This is a genomic window from Acidovorax sp. Root217 (assembly GCF_001428645.1).
In the GTDB taxonomy this organism is placed as follows: Bacteria; Pseudomonadota; Gammaproteobacteria; order Burkholderiales; family Burkholderiaceae_C; genus Acidovorax.
Genome location: NZ_LMIH01000013.1, coordinates 58,407 through 83,594 on the forward strand (window position 1 = coordinate 58,407; position 25,188 = coordinate 83,594).

Annotated in this window: 29 protein-coding genes and 1 pseudogene; 18 read left to right on the forward strand and 12 right to left on the reverse strand. The window is 60.9% G+C overall.

Features of this window, described 5'->3' with window-relative positions:
- Positions 1-390 precede the first annotated feature (390 nt).
- On the forward strand, positions 391-930 hold the full coding sequence (locus ASE31_RS15015) for a DUF3016 domain-containing protein (RefSeq protein WP_057202631.1): 540 nt from the start codon (positions 391-393) through the stop codon (positions 928-930).
- A 246-nt stretch (positions 931-1,176) separates the two neighbouring features.
- On the opposite strand, the gene ASE31_RS31615 is transcribed toward ASE31_RS15015, so the two are convergent.
- The 8 genes and pseudogenes from ASE31_RS31615 to ASE31_RS15035 all read right to left on the reverse strand — a co-directional run bounded on the left by ASE31_RS31615 (position 1,177) and on the right by ASE31_RS15035 (position 9,303).
- On the reverse strand, positions 1,177-1,815 hold the full coding sequence (locus ASE31_RS31615; protein ID WP_157412488.1) for a hypothetical protein: 639 nt from the start codon (positions 1,813-1,815) through the stop codon (positions 1,177-1,179).
- Positions 1,816-1,941: 126 nt separating this feature from the next.
- Positions 1,942-2,352, reverse strand: a pseudogene (locus tag ASE31_RS33120) (hypothetical protein); the annotation flags it as partial.
- Positions 2,349-3,458, reverse strand: a complete 1,110-nt coding sequence (locus ASE31_RS31620) for a TniQ family protein (RefSeq protein ID WP_235514481.1) — start codon at positions 3,456-3,458, stop codon at positions 2,349-2,351. The gene ASE31_RS31620 and the pseudogene ASE31_RS33120, both read right to left, overlap by 4 nt.
- Positions 3,455-4,702 (reverse strand): ATP-binding protein, encoded by a 1,248-nt coding sequence (locus ASE31_RS15020; RefSeq protein ID WP_082604162.1) that lies wholly within the window; start codon positions 4,700-4,702, stop codon positions 3,455-3,457. Before ASE31_RS15020 ends, ASE31_RS31620 begins: the two co-directional genes overlap by 4 nt.
- The gene (locus ASE31_RS31625; RefSeq protein ID WP_157412490.1) at positions 4,699-6,975 is read right to left on the reverse strand and encodes a hypothetical protein; all 2,277 of its coding nucleotides are present in this window, start codon (positions 6,973-6,975) and stop codon (positions 4,699-4,701) included. The genes ASE31_RS15020 and ASE31_RS31625 overlap by 4 nt, the downstream gene beginning before the upstream one ends.
- A complete protein-coding gene (locus tag ASE31_RS31030) occupies positions 6,968-7,867 on the reverse strand; it encodes a TnsA endonuclease N-terminal domain-containing protein (RefSeq protein ID WP_162261396.1) in 900 nt (299 codons plus the stop codon). Before ASE31_RS31030 ends, ASE31_RS31625 begins: the two co-directional genes overlap by 8 nt.
- A gap of 437 nt (positions 7,868-8,304) precedes the next feature.
- On the reverse strand, positions 8,305-8,616 hold the full coding sequence (locus ASE31_RS31035; protein WP_082604164.1) for a hypothetical protein: 312 nt from the start codon (positions 8,614-8,616) through the stop codon (positions 8,305-8,307).
- Positions 8,617-9,069: 453 nt separating this feature from the next.
- On the reverse strand, positions 9,070-9,303 hold the full coding sequence (locus ASE31_RS15035; protein ID WP_057202730.1) for a helix-turn-helix domain-containing protein: 234 nt from the start codon (positions 9,301-9,303) through the stop codon (positions 9,070-9,072).
- Positions 9,304-9,983: 680 nt separating this feature from the next.
- Here ASE31_RS15035 and ASE31_RS15045 point away from each other — a divergent pair.
- On the forward strand, positions 9,984-10,280 hold the full coding sequence (locus ASE31_RS15045; protein ID WP_157412491.1) for a hypothetical protein: 297 nt from the start codon (positions 9,984-9,986) through the stop codon (positions 10,278-10,280).
- 625 nt (positions 10,281-10,905) lie between these two features.
- On the opposite strand, the gene ASE31_RS31635 is transcribed toward ASE31_RS15045, so the two are convergent.
- Positions 10,906-11,310: a hypothetical protein gene (locus ASE31_RS31635; protein ID WP_157412493.1), complete on the reverse strand. Its 405-nt coding sequence runs from the start codon at positions 11,308-11,310 to the stop codon at positions 10,906-10,908.
- A 193-nt stretch (positions 11,311-11,503) separates the two neighbouring features.
- On the opposite strand from ASE31_RS31635, the gene ASE31_RS15055 reads away from it, so the two are divergent.
- The 3 genes from ASE31_RS15055 to ASE31_RS15065 all read left to right on the forward strand — a co-directional run bounded on the left by ASE31_RS15055 (position 11,504) and on the right by ASE31_RS15065 (position 13,374).
- Positions 11,504-11,794, forward strand: a complete 291-nt coding sequence (locus ASE31_RS15055; RefSeq protein ID WP_057202638.1) for an H-NS family nucleoid-associated regulatory protein — start codon at positions 11,504-11,506, stop codon at positions 11,792-11,794.
- Between the two features lie 585 nt (positions 11,795-12,379).
- The gene (locus ASE31_RS15060; protein ID WP_057202639.1) at positions 12,380-12,721 is read left to right on the forward strand and encodes a hypothetical protein; all 342 of its coding nucleotides are present in this window, start codon (positions 12,380-12,382) and stop codon (positions 12,719-12,721) included.
- A 146-nt stretch (positions 12,722-12,867) separates the two neighbouring features.
- Positions 12,868-13,374, forward strand: coding sequence for a GNAT family N-acetyltransferase (locus ASE31_RS15065; RefSeq protein ID WP_056059000.1), 507 nt, complete (start codon positions 12,868-12,870; stop codon positions 13,372-13,374).
- Between the two features lie 59 nt (positions 13,375-13,433).
- Here ASE31_RS15065 and ASE31_RS15070 read toward each other — a convergent pair whose 3' ends face one another.
- Positions 13,434-14,957 (reverse strand): IS66 family transposase, encoded by a 1,524-nt coding sequence (locus tag ASE31_RS15070; protein ID WP_369819461.1) that lies wholly within the window; start codon positions 14,955-14,957, stop codon positions 13,434-13,436.
- Between the two features lie 742 nt (positions 14,958-15,699).
- On the opposite strand from ASE31_RS15070, the gene ASE31_RS15075 reads away from it, so the two are divergent.
- The 10 genes from ASE31_RS15075 (at position 15,700) to ASE31_RS15120 (ending at position 22,813) form a co-directional block, all read left to right on the forward strand.
- Positions 15,700-16,131, forward strand: a complete 432-nt coding sequence (locus ASE31_RS15075) for a nuclear transport factor 2 family protein (protein ID WP_056058996.1) — start codon at positions 15,700-15,702, stop codon at positions 16,129-16,131.
- Positions 16,132-16,178: 47 nt separating this feature from the next.
- Positions 16,179-16,568 carry a hypothetical protein gene (locus ASE31_RS15080; protein ID WP_056058993.1) on the forward strand — a complete coding sequence of 130 codons (390 nt, stop codon included), beginning with the start codon at positions 16,179-16,181 and terminating at the stop codon, positions 16,566-16,568.
- Between the two features lie 46 nt (positions 16,569-16,614).
- A complete protein-coding gene (locus ASE31_RS15085) occupies positions 16,615-17,127 on the forward strand; it encodes an RNA polymerase sigma factor (protein WP_056058991.1) in 513 nt (170 codons plus the stop codon).
- 19 nt (positions 17,128-17,146) lie between these two features.
- Positions 17,147-18,046 (forward strand): anti-sigma factor, encoded by a 900-nt coding sequence (locus ASE31_RS15090; RefSeq protein WP_056058988.1) that lies wholly within the window; start codon positions 17,147-17,149, stop codon positions 18,044-18,046.
- A gap of 203 nt (positions 18,047-18,249) precedes the next feature.
- On the forward strand, positions 18,250-19,653 hold the full coding sequence (locus ASE31_RS15095; protein WP_056059015.1) for a YncE family protein: 1,404 nt from the start codon (positions 18,250-18,252) through the stop codon (positions 19,651-19,653).
- Positions 19,650-19,982, forward strand: coding sequence for a DUF305 domain-containing protein (locus ASE31_RS15100; RefSeq protein WP_056058985.1), 333 nt, complete (start codon positions 19,650-19,652; stop codon positions 19,980-19,982). Before ASE31_RS15095 ends, ASE31_RS15100 begins: the two co-directional genes overlap by 4 nt.
- 71 nt (positions 19,983-20,053) lie before the next feature.
- Positions 20,054-20,587 carry an RNA polymerase sigma factor gene (locus ASE31_RS15105; RefSeq protein WP_056059012.1) on the forward strand — a complete coding sequence of 178 codons (534 nt, stop codon included), beginning with the start codon at positions 20,054-20,056 and terminating at the stop codon, positions 20,585-20,587.
- The gene (locus ASE31_RS15110) at positions 20,584-21,219 is read left to right on the forward strand and encodes a hypothetical protein (RefSeq protein WP_056058982.1); all 636 of its coding nucleotides are present in this window, start codon (positions 20,584-20,586) and stop codon (positions 21,217-21,219) included. Before ASE31_RS15105 ends, ASE31_RS15110 begins: the two co-directional genes overlap by 4 nt.
- A complete protein-coding gene (locus ASE31_RS15115) occupies positions 21,216-22,442 on the forward strand; it encodes a sulfite oxidase (protein WP_056058980.1) in 1,227 nt (408 codons plus the stop codon). Before ASE31_RS15110 ends, ASE31_RS15115 begins: the two co-directional genes overlap by 4 nt.
- A 56-nt stretch (positions 22,443-22,498) precedes the next feature.
- Complete coding sequence (locus tag ASE31_RS15120) at positions 22,499-22,813, forward strand: cytochrome c (protein WP_235514482.1); 315 nt, start codon at positions 22,499-22,501, stop codon at positions 22,811-22,813.
- A gap of 572 nt (positions 22,814-23,385) precedes the next feature.
- On the opposite strand, the gene tnpB is transcribed toward ASE31_RS15120, so the two are convergent.
- Complete coding sequence (gene tnpB / locus ASE31_RS15125) at positions 23,386-23,739, reverse strand: IS66 family insertion sequence element accessory protein TnpB (protein ID WP_156379439.1); 354 nt, start codon at positions 23,737-23,739, stop codon at positions 23,386-23,388.
- Positions 23,715-24,053, reverse strand: coding sequence for a transposase (locus ASE31_RS15130; RefSeq protein ID WP_056058970.1), 339 nt, complete (start codon positions 24,051-24,053; stop codon positions 23,715-23,717). The genes tnpB and ASE31_RS15130 overlap by 25 nt, the downstream gene beginning before the upstream one ends.
- Positions 24,054-24,313: 260 nt before the next feature.
- Between ASE31_RS15130 and ASE31_RS32615 the strand changes: the two genes are divergently transcribed.
- The 3 genes from ASE31_RS32615 to ASE31_RS32620 are packed head-to-tail and all read left to right on the forward strand — an operon-like array spanning position 24,314 to position 25,125.
- A complete protein-coding gene (locus tag ASE31_RS32615) occupies positions 24,314-24,595 on the forward strand; it encodes a DUF5710 domain-containing protein (protein ID WP_235514483.1) in 282 nt (93 codons plus the stop codon).
- 24 nt (positions 24,596-24,619) lie between these two features.
- Positions 24,620-25,039: a hypothetical protein gene (locus ASE31_RS15140; RefSeq protein ID WP_057202641.1), complete on the forward strand. Its 420-nt coding sequence runs from the start codon at positions 24,620-24,622 to the stop codon at positions 25,037-25,039.
- Positions 25,036-25,125, forward strand: coding sequence for a DUF5710 domain-containing protein (locus tag ASE31_RS32620; RefSeq protein ID WP_235514484.1), 90 nt, complete (start codon positions 25,036-25,038; stop codon positions 25,123-25,125). The genes ASE31_RS15140 and ASE31_RS32620 overlap by 4 nt, the downstream gene beginning before the upstream one ends.
- Positions 25,126-25,188: the final 63 nt, after the last annotated feature.

Sequence of the window (25,188 nt, forward strand, 5' to 3'; positions counted from 1 at the left end):
TTCGCATTTTAATTTAGCAATCTCTGAACGTGTTGGCCCTCCCCGGTAAAGCCCGCCAGAGGCCCATCCGTGCCGTGCCAGGAAAACCCCAATCCACCGCAATGCGTGGCCCGTTGCTACAAAATTCGCAGCAAAGTAGTTATCAATACGTTGCATCGTTGCAACGAAAATGGGCATTCCGGGGCATGCGACGCCGCCTGTCTGGGGGCAGTTGCACTCCGAGAATGAAGGTCGTATGGGTCCCCTCCACCCCGATTGGCCCCCAGAGGTAGGAGGACTGATCGACCGACTGCCGCAATCCCTGCCGGCGAGCCGACCCATCGATGGTGGAATGGAACCACGTACCGCCGCCCTGCGTCACACTGCCAACCATTCAAGGAGAAACGCGCCATGTCGCTGCTGCTGCCATTGCTGCACCCACCAAGCCCCGCCCGCCTTCTGGCTGCCGGCCTGCTCGCCGCCTGCGCCGCCATCACGGCGACCAGCGCGGCGGCGGGCACTGCCAGCGTCACGTTCACAGCGCCGGAGAAGTACACCGACGCCAGTTACGCCCACCCCGTGGCGAACGAATCCGACCGCGCCCAGGTGCTGCGCGACGTGGAGCAGCACCTGCAGCGCCTGGCCACGCGGGGCCTGGCACCCACCGACACCCTCAAGGTCGAGGTGCTGGACATCGACCTGGCCGGCCACTTCCCGCCCATGGGCGTGGGTGGCTCGGACGTGCGGGTGGTCACCGATGTCACGGGCCCGCGCATCAAGCTGCGCTACAGCCTGGTGCGCGATGACAGCGCCCCGGTTTCCGGCGGCGAAGAGGTGCTCAGCGACCTGAACTTCATGGTGCCCAGCAACAGGTATTCGAGCGGGGACCGGCTGCGGTACGAGAAGGCGTTGCTGGATCGGTGGTTCGAGAAGCGGTTTGGCACGCGGTAACAAGCAGGCGCTCACCTTGGGCGCACGCAGGTTCACGACCGATGTCTAATCTCGGCCAGGAAATCCATACCTGGTTGCTACTAACAAAGGGTGGTCATTACGTTAGCTCCAGCTAACGACTTTGTGGTCCTCTACATTTCCCATCAAAGTGCAAAGAGTGGTCATCGTCGCCATTTTTCGAGGCTTTTTAACAGAGTGTGGTCATCGCGGTCTAACTGATCAATCCGAGCATGCTTGCTGCCATGTCTATTCGAGAACTGCTGCCTTCTCCAACAGACGACGTCTTCGATTGATTCGCGTGTACACCTTCACCGCCACGGTTCTTCGCCGAGCGTCAAGGACGCGCTTTCGCTGTCTATGGTCTAACTCCGGCAGAAGGGATTGAACGATCCCTAAGGCACCACCTCTCTTTACAGCAACCCAATTTCCCTTGATTAGGAAATAGACAATCTTCATAGGCACCCCAAGCTGGTGTGCCCGCTTGCGAATCGTCTCGTCCACCTTGTATGGGTTCATGAATGTCCAGAGTGGAAAGTGCTTAGATAGCCCCACCGGCAGGGAGCTGTCCTCCTTAATACACGAGTGATAGAAGCTCGCGAGACCATAGACGGCCAGCACGGATTGAGGCGGTGTTCCTAGCGCAAGCGACTTTTTCAGCTCTCCTGGCGTGACGCCAATGCGTTCGCAAACTTTTTCCCAAGTCTTCACTCGCCAGAACTTCGCCATGACCTGACGTAGATCTATCCCATGCTCGATCGTCAGGTCAGAAAACCTGTCCAGAGCGATCTTCAACTGCTGCGGATGCACTTCAGGAGCGTTGCCCACAATCCCGCGCGCTATCATTTCCACATAGGCTTGGTAGCCGTCTGATCTATCACGGGTCATCGACCTTCCCGCCCTCGACCCGCAGCGTCGGCAGACATCAATAGGTCTGCGGGACCTTGCTTGGGTAGACCTGCTATCGAGCCCAGCACCGCAGTCACCGCAGGTTTCTTGCAACGAGCTGCCGTGCCCCGGACAGGTCCTAACGGTAGATATTTGGTGCACCGATCTTGCGAAAGCAAAGCCGCGGGCTTTCAAATCCTCTGAAACGCATTTCGGACACCGCCTGACAGTTGGCGCATCAAATCGCAGCATCAACGATGCCCTTCGCAGGGCGTCTGGAGGGGGCGATTTTGATGAAAGACCACTCAGAAGTTCCTGCCGCTCCTCCACATCCAAGGTCTCAAGTGCAATAGGCAAAGTCGAGTGCTCTAGTGCTATCTCGCCTGGAGTTCTGAGGTCACCAAACCGGGCATATGAAGAACTCGTCGAGCATTTGACTACGCATTTGTAGAAGATTCCGCCCGTAGAGCATTGAAGGAACTGCATGGCCCTTATCAGCGACGTGAAAGCGCATCCGCTAGGTGTTGTTGGAATCATCGCCGCACCGTCCAGTGCGAGGTTGCGCCCGCCAGCGCTGCATTTATTCGCACCCAATCGCGGACAGTTCCCGGCGTCACGCCGATTATTTTTGCGGCCTGGTTAGCATTCGCCGATCTCGTGCATGCGTGGAGAATCAATGAGGGCACATCGGCTGCATCGCCCCAGAACGATAGTTGGTGGCTTGACAGGTCCCGATCTCCGCTGAAGAAAACTTTGGCCGATGACCAAGAGCGCTCTTCAAAGTATGCGACCAAGAATGCCCAGCGCAGCGGACTTCTTTCCGACCGTCGGGATCGCAGGACATTTGTGATCCACATCGGGGGAAACGCGTTCGAGTCGGGGAACACGCGTTTGCACCATTGCGAAAGCGGTGAGCCTTGCCAGTCTGAATCCACTCTCTCTGGATCCAGGCGCTTGGCATCAAGCACCCCATAGGCTTCACTCACAACCGACTGAGCTCGCTCTCGCAACTCCTCGACCTCCAAGCCTCCGCTTTCAAATATGCAGACCGCAGCTTCGGCGGCCACGCTGAGGGACCGTATTTCTGATCTAGAGGCGACATCGATCTCGCGCACAGTGCCGTTGTCGGGCAAGCTCCAAAGTTGGCGTTGCTCCACCAATTCAATCAGCGGCCTTCCATGGTCCAGGCAGATGACTGCCCCTGGAAGCTGATGAGGCACGCGCCAAATTGCCATGCCCCAGAGGTTCTGATGTCGCTTTACACATCCACTGCAGTACCGCAGCCTCAGGGCGATACCCGTTTTTTCGCTCAGCACATGCGCAGGGTTCAAAGCTCCAGCCTCAATTCGATGCCGATCTGTATTCCGAGCCATCGCGAGAAACGATCCGACCGCAGTCCTTCGCCGCACGATATCTGCGGGTGAGCCAAGCAATCCCTTCGTCACAGTGCTGAAGTGGCCGAACGGATTGGGTGCGATACGCACTTTCGCGGCGCTGGGCACGCCGAACAATGCAAGGCCGGACACCCGAGTGCTATATAGGGTGAGGCGATGCCAACGGCAGCACCAAGAGTAAAGCGTCTCGTCGCCCGTCCAAGAAGGCGCGATAGGCAGCTCTGCGAGAGGCATGCCCGTAGCGCTCATGCTGGGGCCCTCATGCGCCTTTCTCGCGCCCATATCTCCTCAAGATATGCGACCGGCTGGTCGGTATAGCGCTGATTCAGAGCGTTGAGGTCCTTGTTCCTGTAAGCTTCAACGAGATCGTGCATTCCGCACATTGACGGGGACCAGAAGGCGGCGTCCATGTGCTTTACCGTGACCTGGCTTGCACGCGCTCTGAGTGCCTCGACCATGCACTCTCGGCGATAGAGGCTGAGCAGCGCAGGGATTCCTCCGGTACGCTCGTAAAGCACCTGCGCCAGATTTGGAACAGCTTCATCTGGGTGCGGGAGCAAGCTCCAACCCCACACACCCGGTACCAAGTCCTGTTCCCACTCTTCGTCCCGGTGGTCATACGCCGGCGTGAAGTCGAAAAGTCCCCCGCTGGTAAGCCGGCGCCGATCCTGGGTAAAGCTCATGATGTGGTCGAACGACAAAGGATTGCCCACCAGCACCAGCGGGATGCCTGCATTGAGAAATTTCAGAAATACATTGGCGAATTCGCTCCCCAGAATCTGGGCCTGAACGTTGCGCTCTTGGACTTCCTCAAGAACCAGCAAGGAACAACGGTGTACGGTCAGAAGCTTGAGTACCTCCACAAGCAGAACTTCCTGCGTCATCCGTGCAGTGATTCCTGATGCGTAGTCTGTGCCAAGCGCCTCGTCCAGCTTCCAGATGATGTTTATCAGCAATCCCTTCCTACTAGCATCCGAAGGCATTGGGACGCGCAGGTACACCAGCTGTTTGAGTGATATCCAGCCGCATTCGTCGTGGGGCCCGTGTTCGATGCACTGTGGAATCAGCCGCAGGAATGCATCGCAGGAGTGGGTCTTTGAACATCCAGTCGGCCCGCGCAGAATCATTCCCGAAGCGCCTTCACCGAGCCAAGGAATCTTGTTGATGTTCTTCGCATCGGCTTGGTCTGCGAACGTAGCAAGCTGGAAGAGGTATTTACGGTTGGCCGATACTCTCGGATCCCGTCGCCTGAGACTACCTATCATCATGGCGGAAAGATTCATCGCCAACGTGATGGCGCGTCGCGTGGTGATGAAAAGCTGGTCGATGTACTGAAAGTGACTTTCAGATATGAATTCCAGCGCTGGAATTATTCCGTCCCGCGGGTCGTAAGAAAGGCTCTCGCCCCACTCGACAAATGACCTCTCCGGTAGCAATGGCGCTAGGAGTGGGTTGCCTTCGTCGGATGAGAAAAGGTTTATTTGGGTACTCATAAGACCGAACCCTTTCGGCTACGCAGTTCCGCCATCAAATCGTTCGCAGCGCTGCGCGGTGGAGGCGATGACAGTGCTACGAATGAGGGCGCAGTGACGGGTTGCGCGGGCGCCCGTCGCTTGATATCCAACCCTTCGAGGTAAGCCCGTTCCAACTCCTTGTCACGGTTCTCCCGTTTGTCATAGCCTTTGGTCTTACCCTTTTTCGGACGGCTGGTCCCATTGGACAACGCGGCCTGCGCCGCCTTTTTGGCCCTTTTCGCCGACCTGTTCAATTCATCATTGCTCGCGAACGCCTGTGCATCGGAAGCTTCCAGAGCCTCTTGCATCCCATCCACCGTCTTCTTATCGCAGTCCGTCATATCCAGGTATTCGCACAGTGCTAGGCGACTAACCAATGGGTCCGTAGACTTGCGCCGCAGTTCATGCAGCTCGTCGTCCTTGTAGAGGTAGCAGACATCCAAATTCTGGGGATCAAGCTGAACTTCGCAACGGATGGATTTTTTGGCCGCCTTCTCACCCAACCCTGACGAAATCAACCACTTACCCGTATAAACCAAACCAGGGATCAACACCCGCTCATCTCGCGGATCGAAAATATGAAGGCCATTTCGATGCAGAACCGCTTTCAGCTTAGGCAGGCAATGGGCCTTAAGTGTTTCCAGAGCGAGTGGCTCGCTGGCTTCATAGTTCTGAGCGATGTTCCACTCGTAGATGGCGCGGCGCGTGGGTTCTACGCCATCACGGCGCATTTCGACCGAAAGCATGTGAGGCACTGGCTCCTCATTGTTGTGTCGCAGGATGGCTTTTATGACGTGCGGCATGTTTTGCTCGAAGGTTCTGCAAGCTTCTTCTTCCCTCGGCGCCTCTCCCCGCTCTTTTTTCTTCCCACGGGTTGAACCTGCGGAGTGGTGATCAGCTTGCCGGTGTATTTTCTTGTGGACAGCCTCCACAGGGCCCTTCATGTCGCCGCTGTATGACCGTACGAACTCGGCCGCTACCTCCATCAAACCGAGCGTTTTTATACCTTTTTCACTTTTTAGTTCGCCGTTATCTGCTCGAATGCGTTTGCACAATCGCGAATGCCATTCCCCGTCTTCAAGGACGATCCCATACTGCTGGCAGAAATCTGCTTTTGGCGATGCGCTGTTGAGGATGGCAAGGAGGCTCGTAAGGGTGCTGGGATACTCAAATCCACAGTAGAGGCCGAGGATGTACTCAGTGCACACGTCCATGCAGATTGTTCGATAGGTCGATGGCAAAACCCGGAGAGGATCGATGGAAGAAACAGGGGTTTGATCCTCGCTAGTGCTGTCAATCAAGCACACCTGCCCTACCGCGAAAACGCCGTCATTCGCATTGCCGGTTAGCGCGCGTTGCGTGAGCCGCCGAACGCGTTCGCCCATGTTGATACTTGAAGCAGAGAGCCGGCCCCGCACCTTTGCTGCTCGCCTGAATTGAGCGATGGTTGGGCGTTGGGAACGAGACGCGATGGAGTACTTCCGTTCTTGCTCATCCGCTTCAACCTCATTGCCTGGGAAGTATTTCACGCACATCCGCAGATAGGCGCACCGATCCGATACCCTCGGTTTCTTGAAGTAGTCCCATCCGTCGCACAACCGCCTACGATCGTTCTCAGTGACCACGTATTCGGATTCGGCATTTGGCTCCGCCCGACGCTTGCTAGGCCGCCCAGTTTTTACCCGACAGAATTTTTCAGTGCCCTTCGCGCCGATCTTTTCCCAATGTGGCAGCAGAGAATTCGGATGGCCACAGCCGAAGAGAAATCTGCGCATCGCCTGCACGATCTTTCGCTGACTTTCAGCATCTTGCTTCTCCGCAAGATCTTGAATCACATCGTTTAACAATCCAAGCTCTAGCAGCTCATAGGCACCGTAGGACGATGTGATTGGTGCAATCAGCGCCGCCCATTCTTCACGCTGCTCCAACCAACGCGGCAAGTCTCGGCGATTCTTGTCCAGACCCACGCCATGCCTCAACTGATCGTCGGTGAGATTCCATGTGCGAGGGACAACATAATCCACCAGTGTCACCTCGTATCCATCGCAAAGCAAGGCTATGTCTTTGCGTACAACTCGCCGAGGAGCCAGCAGCCTACGCCCTTTCTGAGAAGATTTTTCAGAGGGATCATTCGGAAATGGAATGTAGATGACGTCATCAGCATCTCTGCATTCATAAATTATTCGACCTAGGTCCTGGTGATTTTCGCCAACATGAATCCGGATCACCTTCCCCATTAGCACCTCAGACATTGTCTCCTCCAAACAATTTGACTCGCAGTGCATGCTTACGCTTTTTGGTATCAAAGCGTAAAGGTAAGCTCATAATCACGCGCTCGAAGGGATCGATGTCGATGTCTCCTCGCCAAGCACATGCACGAAACAGAGCGCGCGCCAATGCATCCTCTAACTTCATTCTTTCCGCCGCGTGTTTTATAGCCATTCTCACGGGCTCTCCCGAGGAACGCATAAACCAACCTGCAAATTCCGGCATGCGATCTTTGATATTTGGATTTACCCATTGAGATCGCAATGGACACAACCAATCCAAGTTTCCGATTAGCTGGGTCGTAAAATCAGTACCGTCAACTATCTTGTGGGTGATGCCAGTCGCTCGGCTGTAAGATCTCTCTAGCTCGATACGCTCCCATATCCGCTTCTTGTTGCGCGCCCCTTCTAGGACATCCTTCGGTTTGCAGCTCCAATGGACGAGCCTTGTTCCCCCTGGTAGACCGACTTCAAGCGTGAAGTCGATCGTGGCCACGTAGGGGATGCGCGTGCCCGGAAATACCCCGTGCTTGACGCCGATGTCTTTCGCCAAGCTCAGAAGACCCGGGGCGACGGGACTTGCAATAGAAGGGTGCCTGAGGCGACCCGTGCTTGGATGCGGATGAGGGTCCGGCCAAAGCGGATGCTGCTCTCTAAGCTCAAGGCATCCAAGCCAAAGAGCGACATTCGCTGCTGCAAACTCCAACCCGGAAAGTAGTTGCAGCGGCCGGCTATACAGCGGCGATGGAAGGCCATACAAATTCGACACCGGTGAGCTCAGTTTGCGCCGGATCCGTATCCAGGCCTTGTAGTCTTCATCTCGACCCATGCCGCAACCCTCGCCCGTCATCTTGTTCAGCCTGGCAAGTGTCATCACGCCTGTCATCGGCCTACCCCCGTCAAGGGCACTCCAGTATTGTGAGAAGCACCGCAGCCAGAATGCCAGGCAACTCGAATGCGCATGGCTCCGCCGCCGCGGCGGATACTTGACTGGTGAAATTTTTTTGCCCGTACTACCCGGTGCGCGCAAGCGTTGCAGATAGCGCGAAGTGTGCGTGGCCGAAACCCCGGGTTTAAAGGGCGAACGATCTCCGCACGGCACGCGCGGAGGATCAGCGGGAATACCTGCATAGGTAGCTCCTGTAGTGATGGAAAGATGACTGCCCAAGAATTAAGGCGAGTTGATCCAACCGACTCCGTCTCTTGACGAAGAACGTGGACCAGTCCATACTGCAGGCTTCCTTAGCCGGATAGAACGCAGTTGGACTGCACAGACAAGCCTGAGTTGACGCTCAGGCTTTTTTGTTGGCGAATTTAGGCGATAGGTTTTCCTCGGTTATTTTTTGACCTAGCAGGACCTTGTTCGTGCGCGCTGGATAGAAGGTCTTTCTGGTGCCGGACATTGCATTCCGCTTGCTCATGAGGCGAGTTCTTGGCGGACGCAGCTTGCGCTTCAGCAAGCTCAAGCAACTTCTTGCGAATCTCGAATGCTTCTCCTGACTTGCCCTTGACCCGCCCCAACAGCACGGAATAGACCAGGTCACGTGAGAAGCCGTTTTCTGACGCCCACACGCTGATCAAAGCTCCACGTTCGGCAAACCACTGCCGCGACAGATCAAAATTCATTTTGGACGGAATGCTCAGTTCTGCTCAGTTCTGCTCATCTACTCATATCTGCTCAGAGGATATCGAAGCACTCTTTGGGTGTCAAACGAACAAAATCAACTCAATAATCGTAACGACGCGATTTCAACAATTTCATTAAAAGCGGTGTCAATTCTCTGGATTCCTTGCATCTCAAAACTCTTGATCAAGCAAAAATCAATAGAGTTGACGCCAACTTACGCTGGCTACTAGAAATCTAGATTGCTGATTATTTTGGTGTCGCATCGACGAATAAGGCCGCCCTTACCGTGACTTCTAACAAGCGGCTTACTCGTTCTACTGGTGCCGACCACCCGCCCGAACACCGTGGGGCAACACCAGTTTTTATGAAGTCTGTGGTCCGGAAACTACAGCGCCCGTCCACCGCTGACCGGAATTGAAGGCCACGATTTGGGTCACGCAGATCGCTGAGCTCTAAGCGATGAGCTCCTGTACGAAAGCAACCATATCGCTGTCGAGAGCTTCGAGCCACAGCTTGAGCTCAATCACATCCAGTCGCCGCACGCCTGTTTCACACTTGCTCACCTCAGCCTGAGTCCATTCGAGGCGTTCGGCAAGATCAGCCTGGCTGAGGGCGGCGAGGACGCGCTTTTCCCTCAGCAACCTGAGCATGTGCTGGTATTGGCGACTGTAGAGCGTCTTTTGCATGGGCGAAAAGGAGCCCATGAGCTTCCATGCGATTTTGGAATATGCGAAAATCGCATTTTTTGCCGCAGTTTCGAAAGCGCTTCAGAGCAAAAAAGCAGCTTGTCGCTCACCAGCCCCCTCGGAGATTCCATGAGTCGGTTTGACCCCCAGGCACTGCCTGGAAATGCCTTGGGCAGCGCCGGCCCAATGGTCTTCTTGGCAAGCAACGCGCGGCTCGTGATGACGTTCGAGGACGGAGAGTCTCAACTTTGGTCGGCCGACATCCATGCTTCCAGGAGCGGTGGCGTGACCCGCGACTTCGCGAACGTGCTGTTCCTGGAGTCGGGCCCTAGAGCTAGCATCTATGGGATCGCGGTCGCTGACGAGTCGCGGAACATGCACGCCCCCGAGCTGGGGACACCCCAGGTGCAGTTCGTCCAATTCCTTCGCTTGGAGACTGCGCTGGATTTGGCCCTACTCGGACCGTTGAAAGCCCTATTTGGGAGCAGCCGTTACTCGTGTGAACTCAGGGTCACGACGGCATATCTCACACTGCGCAAATCGACTCTTCAAGCAGGCGTGGGGTTTCACGACGCCACGGGTGTCTATACCCTGAAGACAGTAGATCCCTTTGAGTGTTGACGGACGCGTCAACGAAACCCTCGATGAGGAAAATCCTGTATGTCCCGATGGAGACCGCCATGATCGAGCAGCACGACCCAAAGACTTCCCCCGTGGCTTGCCCTCGCTGCGACTGGCTGGGAAGCATTGACCAGGCAGGCGATGAATCAAGGTGCCCGGAGTGCGGGACCATTGTGTGTCCGCTGCGTCAAAAGGGCTTGGATAGCTTGCGAGCCCACCACCGTCAGCTGCTCAAAATGGGCTACAAGGTGGAGTGGACGCTGGAGCAGCGTGCCGCAGAGCAGGAACGAGTGGAGCGATTCTTCCAGCGCATTGGTCAGCCGCTGCGTGGCGATCAAAACCGTGACCGAGCCTGAACGAACCCCAGTCGGCTGTCATCACTGCGATTGCCTCAGAACTTTGAACGAGGTGGAAAACGTTGGAGCCTGCCCAGTTTTCCAACGAACGGGGAACCTGTTAAGGCAAAAGGGGTTGGAGAAGCTGCGCTCGCAATACATCTACCTTCGAATGGGGTGTTCGCCCAGGTGGATGCGCGAGCAGCTTGGACCCGAGATCGAAGGACTTTAGTATCTTTCACCCGCGATGGACCTAAACCATGAGCCTGGCTGACCTAGAAGCGAAATACCCTCTGATCTATACCCGCTGCCACCCCCGTGGGGGGCCAGGATGGATTGCTTTGCTTGATGTGTTGCTGGCGCAGCTTCAGGCGCGCGCGGACGCGGGTGGAATTCAGGCGAAGGCCCTTCACACGCGCGAGAAGTGGGGGCGTTTGAGCCTTCGCTTTCTTCCACTGGACCCTGCGGATCAAGCTATGGTCGATTACGTAACCGAGCTATCGATGCGCGTGTGCGATGTGTGTGGCGGACCGGGCGAGCACATTGTCGGTTGGCATCGCACTCGTTGCGAACTTCATAGTGATTTAAAACCCACGTGGCCAACTTCCGCTCAATGAGCCGCACCAGTTCCGACACTGTCAGACGTCTAACCTAGAGCTTCGAGCCAGCGCTCGAAGTCTTGAACGAACGCATAGCGGTTGAGGCCATCGCCGACCGGTTGGGCAGACCCCCGCAGGAAGCTCGCGAACTGGTCTTGGTAAGGCTGTGGTAGCGAATCGACCACGATATGGATCGAGTCGCGGTATCGATAGGTGCGAACGATGTCGCGGAGTCCAGCCACCGAGATCCGGGCCTCGGGCACTTTCACGTTTGTGTCGGACCGGCCCCGTCTCCAGACCTCCATGTCGTCGAATTCATTCGCGCATCCGGAGCAGACGATCCGATCCCCATGGCGCCTCACGCCATGGGCGTCACGCTCAACGACCTGGCGGTAACTGCTCGCCCCGCAAAGGCCACATCGATTTTGAGGTGCAGATTGATTGGCTTCCATCTCTAATTTGCTGTGTCGTAGCGCCGCCGCGATTTCCAGGAGGCAGGGAATGGAACATGGGCTGGGATGCCTGTGCGATATTCTCGTGGACACGCGGTTGAATTTAGCGCTTGAGCCGAGTCTCGCGAAAAGCAACGATTGATGCTACCTCCCGGCCGGCCGTATCATGCAGTCTCCCAAATTGAAAGCGAACATGCCCAGCTACAAGGAACTTCTCGCGCAGCGGCAAAACCTCGATGCACAGATAGAGGCTATGCGTAAATCGGAGTCTCAAGATGCGCTTGCAACCGTCCGCCAACTGATTTCCGAGTTCGGTCTCACCCAGGCTGATATCTTTCCTACTGGCCGAGCCAAGAGCCCGCTCAAGGGCAACACGGTCGCTCCCAAGTACCGTGACCCGGCCACAGGCTCCACCTGGACCGGACGTGGCAAGCCACCACTCTGGATTGCAAAACAAGACCGCGCCCAGTTCGAAATCAAGTAACTCATCTGACGGCAATGAAAACAGACCCGCAGCCAATTGAGCCTCATCTCACGCCAGAGGCATTTGCCCTCCGACGTAGGCTGAGCGAGCAGTTTGATCGCGCTGCGCACACTTTTGAAGAGTCGCTAGAGCACGCACGAGGGCTGATCGAAGAACTGAAGCGTGACCCCCGGTACAAACCCGTGCCGCCCTCCCATCTTGCCCGGGTAGGTCTTGGGGATGTGAATCAGGAGTAAGGGAACGGCGAATGGAAACCGCTGCACTTGGCGCTATCAGAAGCAAGGTCGGGGGTCAGCGTGCAGCCCGGTGAGCTCGTGCGGAACGCTGCGAACATCTGAGCAAGTGGGCAGGGGCATATATGTCGCCTGTCAATCGTGGCACGACTTAGAGCATGGCGGTTCGGGGGCAAGTGAGGGTACGACCAACTAGTTGGCTTAAGACAGATGCTGAATTCCAGCATGAGCCACAAACCTCGCGTGCGACTCCCATTGGCAAGCCTCAGAGAAGAACCTTCGGGCCTCTCTTCGTTGGTGCGCGGGCTTGCTGGCGCATTTGGGACAATCCCTTCATCCTTACCCCCCAACGATGAAGCACTTCCAATTCAAATGGGTCCTGCGCGACCAACAGTACGAGTTCTCGGCCCTGGCTCAGACCAGCCGCGGCCAGCAGCTAGAAGTCGAAGCAGAGCTGGTAGAAATTTGGACCTGGCTGCTGCGCCAGAAGCTGCGCCCAGGCCAGTTCGGCTGGGATGCAACCCGCAAGACCCTTACCAGCAAGATCGAGACTCTCTCCGTGAGGCAAGGCACTATCGATAGCGATGGTGAGACCATCTTCCATCCTCAGGAAACCCGTCTGGTGTTGACGTTGCCCGACACGGTTGCCGTCAACTTCCGATTCGAGTTCAACGTGGTGGACGATCGAGGGTAGAACTGCAGGCATGGAGTCATCTCAACCATCTCCCAGAAACTACGTAAGGGGCTGGTCATCCCATCTTGACGTGGGGCTGCTTGCGGTCGCGGAGTCTAGACTTTAGGACTCGACCACAAGCAATGACAACCACATCATCCATCGCCATGCTCACAATCATTCGTTCTGAAGAACCACGCGATGAACCCGCAATCGAGCTTGTCACCATCGAAGCATTCAAGCTTGCACCCCACACGGACCACACTGAACAGTTCATCGTCCGTGAATTGAGGTTGGCCAACGCACTCACGGTATCGCTCGTGGCCGAAGCCAACGAGCAGATCATCGGGCACGTGGCAATTTCACCCGTTCAGATCAGCAACGGAGCTGACTCATGGTTTGGGCTAGGACCCATCTCTGTGCTCCCCGCGCATCAGGGCCAAGGGATTGGCACACAACTCATGGAGGCGGCAATGCAGAAGCTCCATGCGAGATCGGCGAAGGGATGCGTTGTGCTGGGAGACCCCAACTACTACGGCCGATTTGGTTTTGTGCCCGTTGCAGGCCTGGTGCTCCCCGGCGTTCCTGCCGAGTACTTCCAAGCCGTGTTGTTGAACTCTGATACCCCGCAAGGCGAGGTCACGTATCACCTGGCATTTGAAGCAAAGCAGTGAAGCGTCGGCATGGCTCGGATAGAGTGAGCATCGGACGAGATGCACGTTCGTTTGGAGGCCTAAATTGCCACCAAATTGCGCTGCCAATTGTTCGGCAGCAGCTCGCCGATCTGACTGGCGCGCTGCATGGGCAGGCGTGCCATCACATCGCGCAGGTACGCGTAAGGGTCATGCCCGTTCATGCGCGCGGACTGAATCAGGCTCATGACCGCTGCTGCCCGCTGGCCCGCGCGCAGGCTGCCCGCGAAGAGCCAGTTGTTGCGGCCAATGGCAATCGGCCGGATCTGGTTCTCGATCCAGTTGTTGTCCAAGGGCAGTTGCCCGTCGCCCGCGAACCGGGTCAAGGCCTCCCAGCGCCGCAGGCTGTAGTCCAGCGCCTTGGCGCTTGCCGAACCCTCGGGCACCTTCTGGCGTTGCAGCACCATCCACTGGTTCAAGGCATCGAGCAGCGGCTTCGTTTGTTGTTGCCGGATGGCCCGGCGCTGATCTGCGCTGAGCTCCTTGACCTCGCGCTCAATCTCGTAGACCCGCGCGAACTGCTGCAGCGCGAACTCGGCGATCTGGCTCTGGTTCGCCGCGTGCAAGTCGAAGAACTTGCGCCGCGCGTGCGCCAGGCAACCTACCTCGGTCACGCCACTGGCGATCAAGGCCTTGTAGCCGCTGAAGTCGTCACAGGTGAGGCTGCCTCTCCAGTCGCCCAGGAAGCGCCGGGCATGTTCGCCCGAGCGTGATTCACAGAAGTCGTAGACGACCACCTTGGTGTTCTCGAAGGCGCCTGTGGCGTAGGCCCAGAGATAGGCGCGGTGCGTCTTGCCATTGCCCGGTTTGAGCATAGACACCGGCGTCTCGTCGGCATGCAGCACGCGGTGCTGCAGCAGTTCATTTCTCATGGCATCCACCAGCGGCTGCAATTGCACGCCACACGAGCCCACCCATTGAGCGAGTGTGGAGCGCGGGATGGCGAGACCAGAGCGACCAAAGATCGCTTCCTGGCGGTATAGCGGCAGGTGGTCGGCGTACTTGGCCACCAGCACCTGCGCCAGCAGCCCGGTGGTGGGGATGCCTTTGTCGATGATGTGCGGATCGACGGGTACCTGGTGAATGATCTCGAACTTCGCGCAGGCCCACTTGCCCCGGATGTGGCGATCCACCGTGAACACACCGGGCACGTAGTCCAACTTCTCGGCCACGTCCTCGCCGACGCGCTTCATCTGGCAGCCGCACTGGCACATGGTGGATTCGGGCTCATGGCGGATCTCGCGCCGCGGGAGGTTGGCTGGCAGCGGCGCACGCTTGGGAACCTTCTTCTCTTCAACCTTGGCGGGCGCCTGCGCTTCTTGTAGCGCATCGATCTCGGTGGCCACTGCCGCCAGGTCGGCCTCGATCTCGTCTTCGAGCAGGCTCTTCTGCTCGGGATTGAAGCGTTCGGATTGAGCCGCGAACTTCATGCGCTTCAAGAGCGCGTTCTCGTGGGTGAGTTTGTCCAGCAGTGCGCTCTGGTGGCGCAGTTGCGTCATGAGGCGCGTGGTCAGCTCACGCAGCTCTTCTGCGCTCAGGCTTTGCAGGGATTGAGGCTCGACCACCATGGGCATTCACTGTGCCAGCACTGGCGCACGCGCACCATTGGAGCATGCCCCAATTGGCAAACACCGGTCTGTGCGTATTTCGGGCTTCTTGGACATCAAGTTCGACATCGTTGACACCGTGTTCGGCACCGCAGTCAGCGAGCTTCTTTGAGCTCCCTCGAGAACTCCCAGGGGGCCATGCATTGTTGACAACTCACTGATTGGACTGAGTGGTGTCCTTGATCCTGCCAGGCGCCGCAGGCTTGCCTGCACCCCGTCGCTGGCCGCCCCAACCCTCTCTGCCCTTCCAAGCGCAAAGCCAGGCCTCTGCTCTGGCAGTGGTAGGAGTGAGCAGGTGCACTGATCCTCCAATGGCCTGCGCCACATCTACCCCTTTGTCCCCATACAGAACCCGTAGCAAAGCAGGCAGCAGACGGATTTCACCCTTGCGACCAGCAGCTTCCAGCTGTTGCGACCTGTGGGGCCTGTTGACAGTACCCGCGGGCGTCCCGGGGTTAGCGCAAGCCGGTCAAGGCTTAGGCCGCCAATGCTTGCCCAGGGGTGAAACGCGTGCGCACCGCGCCGTATTCCCCCGTCCGCCCAACATTCCGGCACGCAGCAGTCGGTGCCTTGTCGATGGCGTGACAGAAAAACTCTTTGCGTGCTCTGGAATAAACCACGTGCCGGCGCCGTCTGCCCTAGTGTCGGGACCTCTCGGACCCTTCATCCAGCACTCACCCAACCTGCATCGGAGCCCACCATGTTCAAGACTTTCGCTTTCGCCGCCACCGCCCTGACGCTCGCCGCCGGAAGCGTCTTCGCCGCCCCCAGCGACGACGCCCGCACGCACTTCCAGGCCATCGCCTCGGGCGACACCCAGATCGTGATGCGTGCCTATGCCGATCAGGCGCAGCTGAACTGGGTCGGTGGCCCGCTCGACGGCACCTACGCCACCACGGATGCCATCCGCGGCACCTGGGAGAAGTTCGGCAAGGCCGTCGGCCCGCTGAAACTGAACATCGGCTCGATCGAAGAGTCGGCCAACCCCAAGGGCGCCACCGTCTCGGCCAACGTCGTCTTCGAAGGCAAGATGCCCATCAAGGTGCGCTACGTGCTGACCTTCCGTGAAGGCAAGATCGTCAGCGAAACCTGGCAGATCGACCCCAAGCTGGCGGTGGCTGCGGCCTACTGATCGGCACGCAGCGCGGCCCCACGACCCTCAACTCACCGGTCATCACCATGAAGCACCTTCTCAACCTGGCCGCGCTGTCGATCGCCGCGGCTTCCTTCGCCGCGCCGCTCTCCAGCGCCATGGCCGCAGACGCCCCGGCCAAGCTCGTCAACGGCGCGCTGGTCGACGCCAAGGGCATGACGCTCTACACCTTCGACAAGGACGTGGCCGGCAGCGGCAAGAGCACCTGCAACGGCGGCTGCGCCGCGCTGTGGCCGCCAGCCATGGCCGGCGCAACCGACCAGCCCGCTGGTGCGCACACCATCGTCACGCGCGACGACGGCGCGCGTCAGTGGGCCTACAAGGGCAAGCCGGTCTACACCTACCAGGCCGACCAGAAGCCCGGCGACCGTGGCGGTGACAACTTCAAGGACGTCTGGCACATCATCGAGGAATGACATCCATTGGCGACCCACACCCAGTCCCACAGGCCACGACCCACCGATGCAAGACGACGCAAGCCTGCTGAGCTGGGTACCGCGCCTGCGCCGCTATTCGCGCGCGCTGGTGAACAACCGTGACGACGCCGACGACCTGGTGCAGGACACGCTGGAGCGGGCCTGGGCCAAGTCGAGCCTGTGGGGCGAGGTGGCTGACATGCGCGCTTGGCTCTTCAGCATCATGCACAACCTGCACGTCGATGGCGTGCGCCGGCCCAGGCTTCATACCGTGACCATGGACGACGACACGCCTGAAGTGCCGGTGGCGCCGACGCAAGGTGACCGCCTGGCGGTGATGGATCTGCAGGCCGCGCTGGACCTGATGCCCGCCGAGCAGAAGCAAGTGCTCCTGCTGGTGGCGCTGGAAGACATGGCCTATGCCGATGTGGCGCAGGCCCTGGGCATCCCCATCGGCACCGTGATGTCGCGCCTGTCGCGTGGCCGTGAGCGCCTGCGCAGCCTGATGGAAGGCAGGGAAGGCCGCGCCGAACCGGCGCGGCTGAAGGTCGTCAAATGAATGCATTGGAAAGCACCCCATGAATACCGACCGTCCGCCACCGTCCATTCCCCCGGTCACCGAGGCCGACCTGCATGCCTTCGTCGATGGCCGCCTGCCCGCTGAGCGCCAGGTCGAGATCGCCGCTTATCTGGCCGCACGCCCTGAAGACGCGCAGCGCCTGGAGGCCTACCGGGCGCAGAAGCGCGAACTGCACGCCTTGTTCGATCCCGTGCTGGATGAACAGCCGCCGCAGCGCCTGCTGAAATCGGCGCGCCCGCGCGCCGTGCCGCAGACGCCTTGGTACCTCCAGCGTCTGGCCGCTGGGATCGCCATCGCCGTCATCAGCGGCGCGACTGGCTGGGGCTTGCGGGGCGGCCTGCCCGCGGGGGGCGACGATGCCGGCCGCATGGCCGCCGCGGCACCGGCCGAGCGCGGCCTGACGCTGGTATCAGCGGGCGGCTTCGCGCAGCGCGCGGCGGTGGCCCACGCGGTGTACAGCCCCGACACGCGCCGCCCGGTCGAGGTGGACGCGGCGCACGAAGACCAGCTCGTGGCATGGCTGTCCAAGCGCATGGGCGCGCCGATGAAGCCGCCGCACCTGCAGGCCCAGGGTTACACGCTGGAAGGCGGGCGCCTGTTGCCGGGTGGCCAGGGGCCGGTTGCGCAGTTCATGTACCGCAACGAGCTCGGCAGCAAGCTGACGCTCTACGTATCCAACGATGTCGCCGACGTGGGCAGCGCAGCAGGCCCGGGCGCAGCCACCAAGCCAGGGGCGAAGAACACCGACACCGCCTTCCGCTTCGCGCGGGAAGGCACGGTCAATGTCTTCTACTGGGTCGACGGGCCTTTCGGCTACGCGCTCTCATCAGACGCCGACCGCAGCGTGCTGGCGCAGGTGTCGGCCGAGGTCTATCGGCAACTGGGCGCCCCGCGCTGAAGGCAGGGCGGCGTCAGCGCGACGCGCTGTCGGCAGGCGCCAGGGAATGAAACGGCCCGCGCCGCGCTCTTGATGTGAACCAAGCGCTGGGCTGCCGTGCCCGACTGTTCGTACGACTGCCCAGCGCACAGACATCTTCGGTCGATGCCGACAGCCTAGCCCGCGACACCACCGATCACCCCATCCCGACTACGAAAGCACCCATGACCACCCAACGCCGCGACATCCTCAAATTCTCACTGGCCGCCGCGGCAGCCAGCGCGCTGCCCGCAGCACAAGCCCAGGCACCGGCCGCCAGCACAAGCACCAGCACGACCGCGCCTGGCCCCGGCATCGACCCGCGCGACCGCGTCTTCATCACCAACGAAGACTCCAACACGCTCGTCGTCATCGATCCCAAGACCAACACCGTCGAGAGCACGATCAACCTGACCAGCTTCGACGAAGACCCGCGGCCGCCGTTCCGCTACGTCACCGCCGGCGTGGCGCCCACGCACGCGGCGATGATCCACAAGCCGCTGTACCACGGCTGCATCGACGCCCACGGCGCGGTGCCGTCGCCCGACGGCCGGCTGCTGGCCACCAGTGGGCGTGGCTCGAGCAACATCTATCTCATCGATACCGAACAGCGCCGCGTCATCGGCAACACGCCGAACCCGGCCGCCGGCCCCAGCACCAACCCCGAACGGTTGAGCAGCGGCCTGCTGCTGGGCCGCGAACCGCACGAGCCCACCTTCACGCGCAATGGCCGTGAACTGTGGGTCACGCTGCGCGGCGAAGACCGTATCGCCATCCTCGGCGTTGACCAGGCGGTGCGTCAGTTGAAAGGCGCCGACAGCCCGGGTTCAACCGCCATCCGCCAGTTCCTGCCGACGATCAACGGCCCGGCGCAAGTGTGGTTCAACCGCGAGGGAACACTCGCCTTCGTGGCCAGCCAGAAGGTGTCGCAGATCGACGTGTTCCGCGTCAACCCGGGCGCCGACGGCCACAGCCGGCCGCAGCGCGTGACAACCCTGGACATCAGCGCACAGGACAAGCCCGGCTTCACGCCCTTCATGAAGACCACGCCTGACGGCGCCGAGGTGTGGTTCTCGCACAAGCTGGCCGATGCGCTGTCGTGCCGCTCGACGCAGGGCGGCTTCGACCTGATCGACAGCGTGCCGCTGGGCATGGGCGCGCGGCCCAACCACGTCGAGTTCGTCAGCAATGCGCGCGGCAGCGTGGTCTATGCCAGCCTGGCGCGCATCGACGACGGCGGGCCCGGCGGCGTGGCGTCCAGCCCCATCGCCATCATCGACCGCAGCGCCCCCGGCGGCCAGCGCAAGGTGGTGGGTACCTTCTTCAGCCACGGGCGCGAGTCGCATGGGCTGTGGACCAACCCCGAAAACACACTGCTGTACGTGGCGCACGAGCAGGACGAGCTGCCTGGCACGCCCAACGCCGGCCAGACGGTGTGCAGCGCCTTCGACGTCAGCGACCCGCTGCGGCCTGCCTTCATCGCGCAGATCCCTCTGGGCAACCTGGCCCTGCCTTCAGGCGCGTTGCGCAACAAGAAGAGCATCAACCTGGTTTACGTGCGCGTGGGTGCGAAGGGGCAGACCGCATGAACGGCGGGGGAGCCAGCGCCTTCCAGCGCGAGATGGACGAATCGATGACGCGGATGATGCAAGACATGCACGGCACAGGCCACGTGGGCCATGCCGACATCGACTTCCTGGCGATGATGATTCCGCACCACGCCGGCGCCGTCGAGATGGCGCGGCTGGTGTTGCAGCATGGCCGCGACCCGGCCACGCGGCAACTGGCGGAGGAAATCATTGCCGGGCAGACCATCGAGATTGAAAGCATGACGCGGCGGCTGGCGGCTTTGCGGCAAGGGCGCAGCGGCGATGCGGCGGCCGAGTTCCCGTCGCTGGGCGGCACGCGCGGCCCCTAAGGGTCAGCCCTGAGGGTAACTACCAATGATCGGTATGGAATGAGCGGGCGCACCCAGCGCTCTTGATCAACATGCTCTTCCAGTCGGCCGAATCCCGCTACAACCAATGGGTGCGTGAGCACTACCGTTTCCTGCTGCGCAGCGCGTGGGCGTTGACCGGCTCGCGTGCGACGGCTGAAGACGTGGTGCAGGACTGCTTTGCCAACGCCTGGAAACATCGCGAGCAGTTGCGCGATGCAACGCTGGCTCGGGCCTGGCTGTTCCAGATCATGCGTCGCGCGGCCTTCCGCCAGGCTACGCCGGGCATGCAGTCGCTGGACGATGAAGAGCGTCCCGAGCAGGCCGCGCCCGACAGCGGGCTGGACGACAAGCTCGACGTCGTCAAGGCCCTGGCGCGTCTGGCGCCGATGCACCGCGAGGTGCTGGTGCTGTTTTATTTTGACGATATGCCCACCGCCCAGATGGCCGAGGCGCTGGAGATCGCGCCGGGCACCGTGCTGTCGCGCCTGGCGCGCGCGCGCGACGCGCTCAAGCGCGTGATGGGCGTGCCCGTGCAAGCACCCTCAGGCGCGCGCGTGACGCCGCTGAGAAAAACCTCAACATGAAGCTCCGAATCACCACCGAACCCGAGGACAGTGCATTCGACCTGCGCGCCCGCGCCGAGCTGGCGCTGGCCTTCGAAGCCACCGACCCACCGCCTCACCTGTACCGCAAGGCGCAGCCGATGCTGTCGCGACGCGGCTTCCAGCGGTCTGTGCTGGCCCTGCTGCTGGTCGGCAGCGGGACCGGCACCGTCTTGGCGATGCGCCCACCCGAGCTGGTGCGGGGTGCCATCGAGCATGAATATTTTGAGCGCACGCTGCGCGGCACCTTCATGGAACCTGCACCGCTGTTGCAGCACCTGGGGCTTGGCGGCAAACAAGTGGTCCCTGGCTTCCCGCAGTTGATGCGGCCTTGCGACATCGACGGCCACCTTGCCTATCACCTCACCACGTTCTTCGAGAAGGGCGGCATGGTCACCGTGTTTGCTTTCGACAAGGCCGTGGCGCTGAAGGAAGGCGGCGGCTGGTGGGGCAATGTCTACTGGAAAGTCATCACCTCGCGCGACGGCAAGCCGCTGGTGCTGGTTGCGCAAAAGAAACAAGCACTGGCCGTGGCGCAGAACCAGTTCGGCAAGACCAGTGAAACACCTACACCCACATCCACACCCACCACCACCCCCAAGGAGACACGATGAAACAGACCCTGAACTTCCTGCAGCGGCGCCAGTTGCTCGCCGGCAGCGCCAGCGCCGTGGCCGCTGCCGGACTAGCGACTTTTGCGCGCGGCGCCGCCGCTGCTGGCGAAACTCCTGTGGCCAGCGCCACGCTGAAGCCGCTGCCCGCCTACGTGAACTGGAAAGACCCGGCCAGCGTCATCGTGCACAGCAGCACCACCATCGAGACCAAGCGCACGGCCTTCGGCAGCGGTGTCATCACGCCGGCCGAGCAGCTCTACATCCGCAACAATCTGCCTGCGCCAGACGCATCCATCATTGCCGACCGCGACGCCTGGGAAGTGGCCATCGAAGGCGTGAAGGCCCCGCGCACACTGACGCTGCGCGAACTCAAGACCCTGGGCGTGGAGACCACCGCCATGGTGCTGCAATGCTCTGGCAATGGCCGTGGCTACTTCCCCAGCAAGCCCAGCGGCACGCCGTGGCAAGTGGGGGCAGCCGGCTGCGTGATCTGGAGTGGCGTGCCGGTGCGGGTAGTGGCCGAGGCGCTGGGCGGCATGGTGCCGGGCGCAGGCTTCATGACCGGCACCGGCGGCGAGAAGCTGCCCGAAGGGCTGGACCCGCTGAGCATCATCGTTGAGCGCTCGGTACCGGCCGCGGCGATGGCCGATGCGCTGCTGGCGTGGGAAATGAACGGTGTGCCTATCTCGCTGGCCCACGGCGGCCCGCTGCGCCTGATCGTGCCCGGCTACACCGGCGTGAACAACATCAAGTACATCAAGCGCTTGGCCTTCACGGCCAAGGAGACGGACGCGAAGATCATGTCGCACGGCTACCGCATCTCGCCGCCGGGCGGCAAGGGCGACCCCAGCCAACCTTCGGTGCAGGAGATGACGGTCAAGTCGTGGATCAACTCGCCTGGGCCCGACGCAGCCGGCGTGAAAGCCGGTCTGGTGCAGGTGCAGGGCGTTGCCTTTGGAGGGCTGAACGGTGTCAAGCGCGTCGAGGTGTCGCTGGACGGCGGCAAGACCTGGAGCGACGCGCGCTTCGTCGGCCCCGACCTCGGTCGCTATGCCTGGCGCCAGTTCGTGCTGGCTGCCAGGCTGCCCGCCGGCAGCCACACGCTGGCCAGCCGCGCCACCGACTCCGCAGGCAACGTGCAACCCGAGCAGCGGCAGGAAAACGCCGGCGGCTACAACAACACGAGCTGGTCCGACCACGCCGTGAAAGTGACGGTGGCCTGATCATGCGCAGCACCATTCAGCAGCACCCTGTGTTGCATGCCTTGAGAGTTGCGTCGATGCTTGGTGCCTGCCTGGCGCTGCCCGTTCTGCCCGCGCTGGCGGCCGACGACAGCGCGCAGTTCGCCCTGGGGAAGAAGCTGTTCCTGGAAGGCGTCGTGCCTTCGTGCGCGGTTTGCCACACCTTGCAGGCCGCGGGCGCCGAGGGCGCCGTCGGCCCGGTGCTGGACGAGTTGAAGCCCGACGCTGCGCGCGTGGCGAAGGCGCTGCGCAACGGGCTGGGCCAGATGCCTTCGTACAAGGAAAAGCTCACCGATGCAGAGATCGCGGCGCTGGCGCTGTATGTGTCCAAGGCCAGCGGGGGTGCCAAGTGAGACTCTGTGCGGGTGGAATCTGCGGGTTAGCCCGCACCGATGAACGCTCACCCGCGCGGGCCGCAAGAAACTGATCGACACCGAATCGCAGGGCATCTTCAGCGGTTGCCGCCGTCGAGGGCCTACCCGTCCTGGCAACCACGGGGTCACACCCCGCCAGGATTGAAGATGGCGTTGGTCGAGCCCTGCGTCTGCCCGGAATCAACAGGTGTCAAGCGAATGGGGCCCGCCTTCGCGGTCTAGGTCCGCTTCCCTGCAGTCTCGACGGTCGGCAACGGGTCGGGAGCTGCCGGTTACGCATAGAGAGAGGACGACTCTGCCCAGTCTTGACCGTTCAGTGGACAGCTCGGGGCGAACGACTGCTCGTGGCGATTGGTGAAGTCTAGCCGGCCGCGCACCTGCCCGCCTAACCAACATGGCGACTGGGCGCCGCAGCGTCGACGCCTACTGGCAGCACATTGTGCGTGTCCATGAGTGCCGAACTGGGTCCCATCTCCCGCCGTTCCCGCTGTCCAAGAGAAACCGAAATGAGTGTCCAGCAGCGACCGAAATACGCAGTCTGCGCTCCAGAGTCAGACCACGGTGATTACACCACCGTCGCCAAGGCGCTGCCAGGGCAGGCCCAGCACCAGCGCATCGAACTGTGCGCGGGTGAGCGCGGCGGTGCTTGCCGCATCACGCGGCCAGACGAACTTGCCGCTGTTCAGGCGCCGCGCTGCCAGCCACACCCCGATGCCGTCGTGCACCAGCACTTTCATGCGGTTGGCTCTTCTGTTGGCGAACAGATAGGCGTGGTGCGGGCGTGCAGCGCCAAAGACCGACACCACACGGGCCAGCGCCGTCTGGGTGCCCGCTCGCATGTCCAGCGGCTCGGTGGCCAGCCACAGGGCATCCACCCGGATCACTTGAGCAGCTCTCGCATCCATACTGCGCACTGATCGGCCGCCGCCAGGGGCCAGGTCACTGACACGCTGGTGGCACCACGGCGCAACTCGATGCGGATGTCCGGTGCAGATGCACACGCCGCTGGTGGCAGCGGCACTGGAACAAATGCGGGAGCCTGCAGGGCAGGCAGCGCCCTACATCCCTCTCGACGCCACTTGTGCACGACATTGGCGTTGATGCCGTGGGACAAGGCAATGCTGGCCACCGATGCACCCGGCTCGTCGCACTGAATGAGGATCTGCTGCTTGAGCTCGGCGTCGTATCGCCGGCGGGTCTTCTTCTTGGCTTCATTCATGGTGTCCACCTAACTTGTTTGGTGGACACCATCGTTGCCGCTTAGACCGTTCCCTTCAAGGGTGGGATGACCGCACGCTTACGAAACTACTGCGGCATCTGCCGGGCGACCAGCTACCGCAAGGTGATCGCGCGCGACGACAGCGGCGCCATGCGCACAACGGAGCGGCTGCGATGCACTGGCTGTGGGCGCGAGTTCCTGGATGTGCAGTCCTGGCGCCAGGGCTTGCCACGGATTGATGCGCCACCCGAGGACGACCAATGAGCGGTACCTACCTTGTGTCTGTGTACAAGGACAGGGACCGCGTCAATACGCTGGGTGCCCGCTGGGATCCGGCGCGCAAGCAGTGGTACGTCCCCGATCGCCTGGCGCTCACGCCGTTCGCCGAGTGGCTTCCCGCCGCCGGCGATGCGTCTCCATCCTCTTTACCGCATTCATCAGCCCAGAGCTGGACCAGGGCGGCTCCAGGAGCCTCTCAGCCTCACCACGGGGCATCCCCCTGTACTAGCTTGCTCATTGGTGTCGCCTCGGCCGTGGCATAGGCCTTCCGGGCCGGCGTATGGACCTTGGTCGAAGTCGCGGACGACACCCGCGTGCGCGGCGGCCACTTCTACCTAGAGGTCTCCGAGCGGGATGGCAATGGCGTCGTGGTGGCCAAGACCAGTACGGACATCTGGGCGAACACGGCCAGCCGCATCCTTCCCGAGTTCGAGAAGGCCACTGGCGTGTTGATTTCCATCCAGAAGGACCCTTTGCGGTTTAACGGGGGTGCGCCGGCACTAACAGCCCTCTCAACCATCCCCAGGAACTGCTGCAGCATCTTTCGCGTGACCAGCTACCGCAAGGTGATCGAGCGCGACGGCAGCGGCGCCATGCGCACAACGGAGCGGCTGCGCTGCACCGGCTGCGAGCGCGAGTTCCAGGACGTGCAGTCATGGCGCCAAGGCGTGCCACGGGTTGATGCGCCACCCGAGGTAAGCCAATGAGCGGTACCTACCTCGTCTCTTCGTACAAGGACAAGGACCGGGTCAAGAAGTTGCGTGCCCGCTGGAATCCAGCGCGCAAGCAGTGATAAGTCCCCGATGGCCTGGCGCTCACACCGTTCGCCGAGTGGCTTCCCGCCGGCAGCGATGCG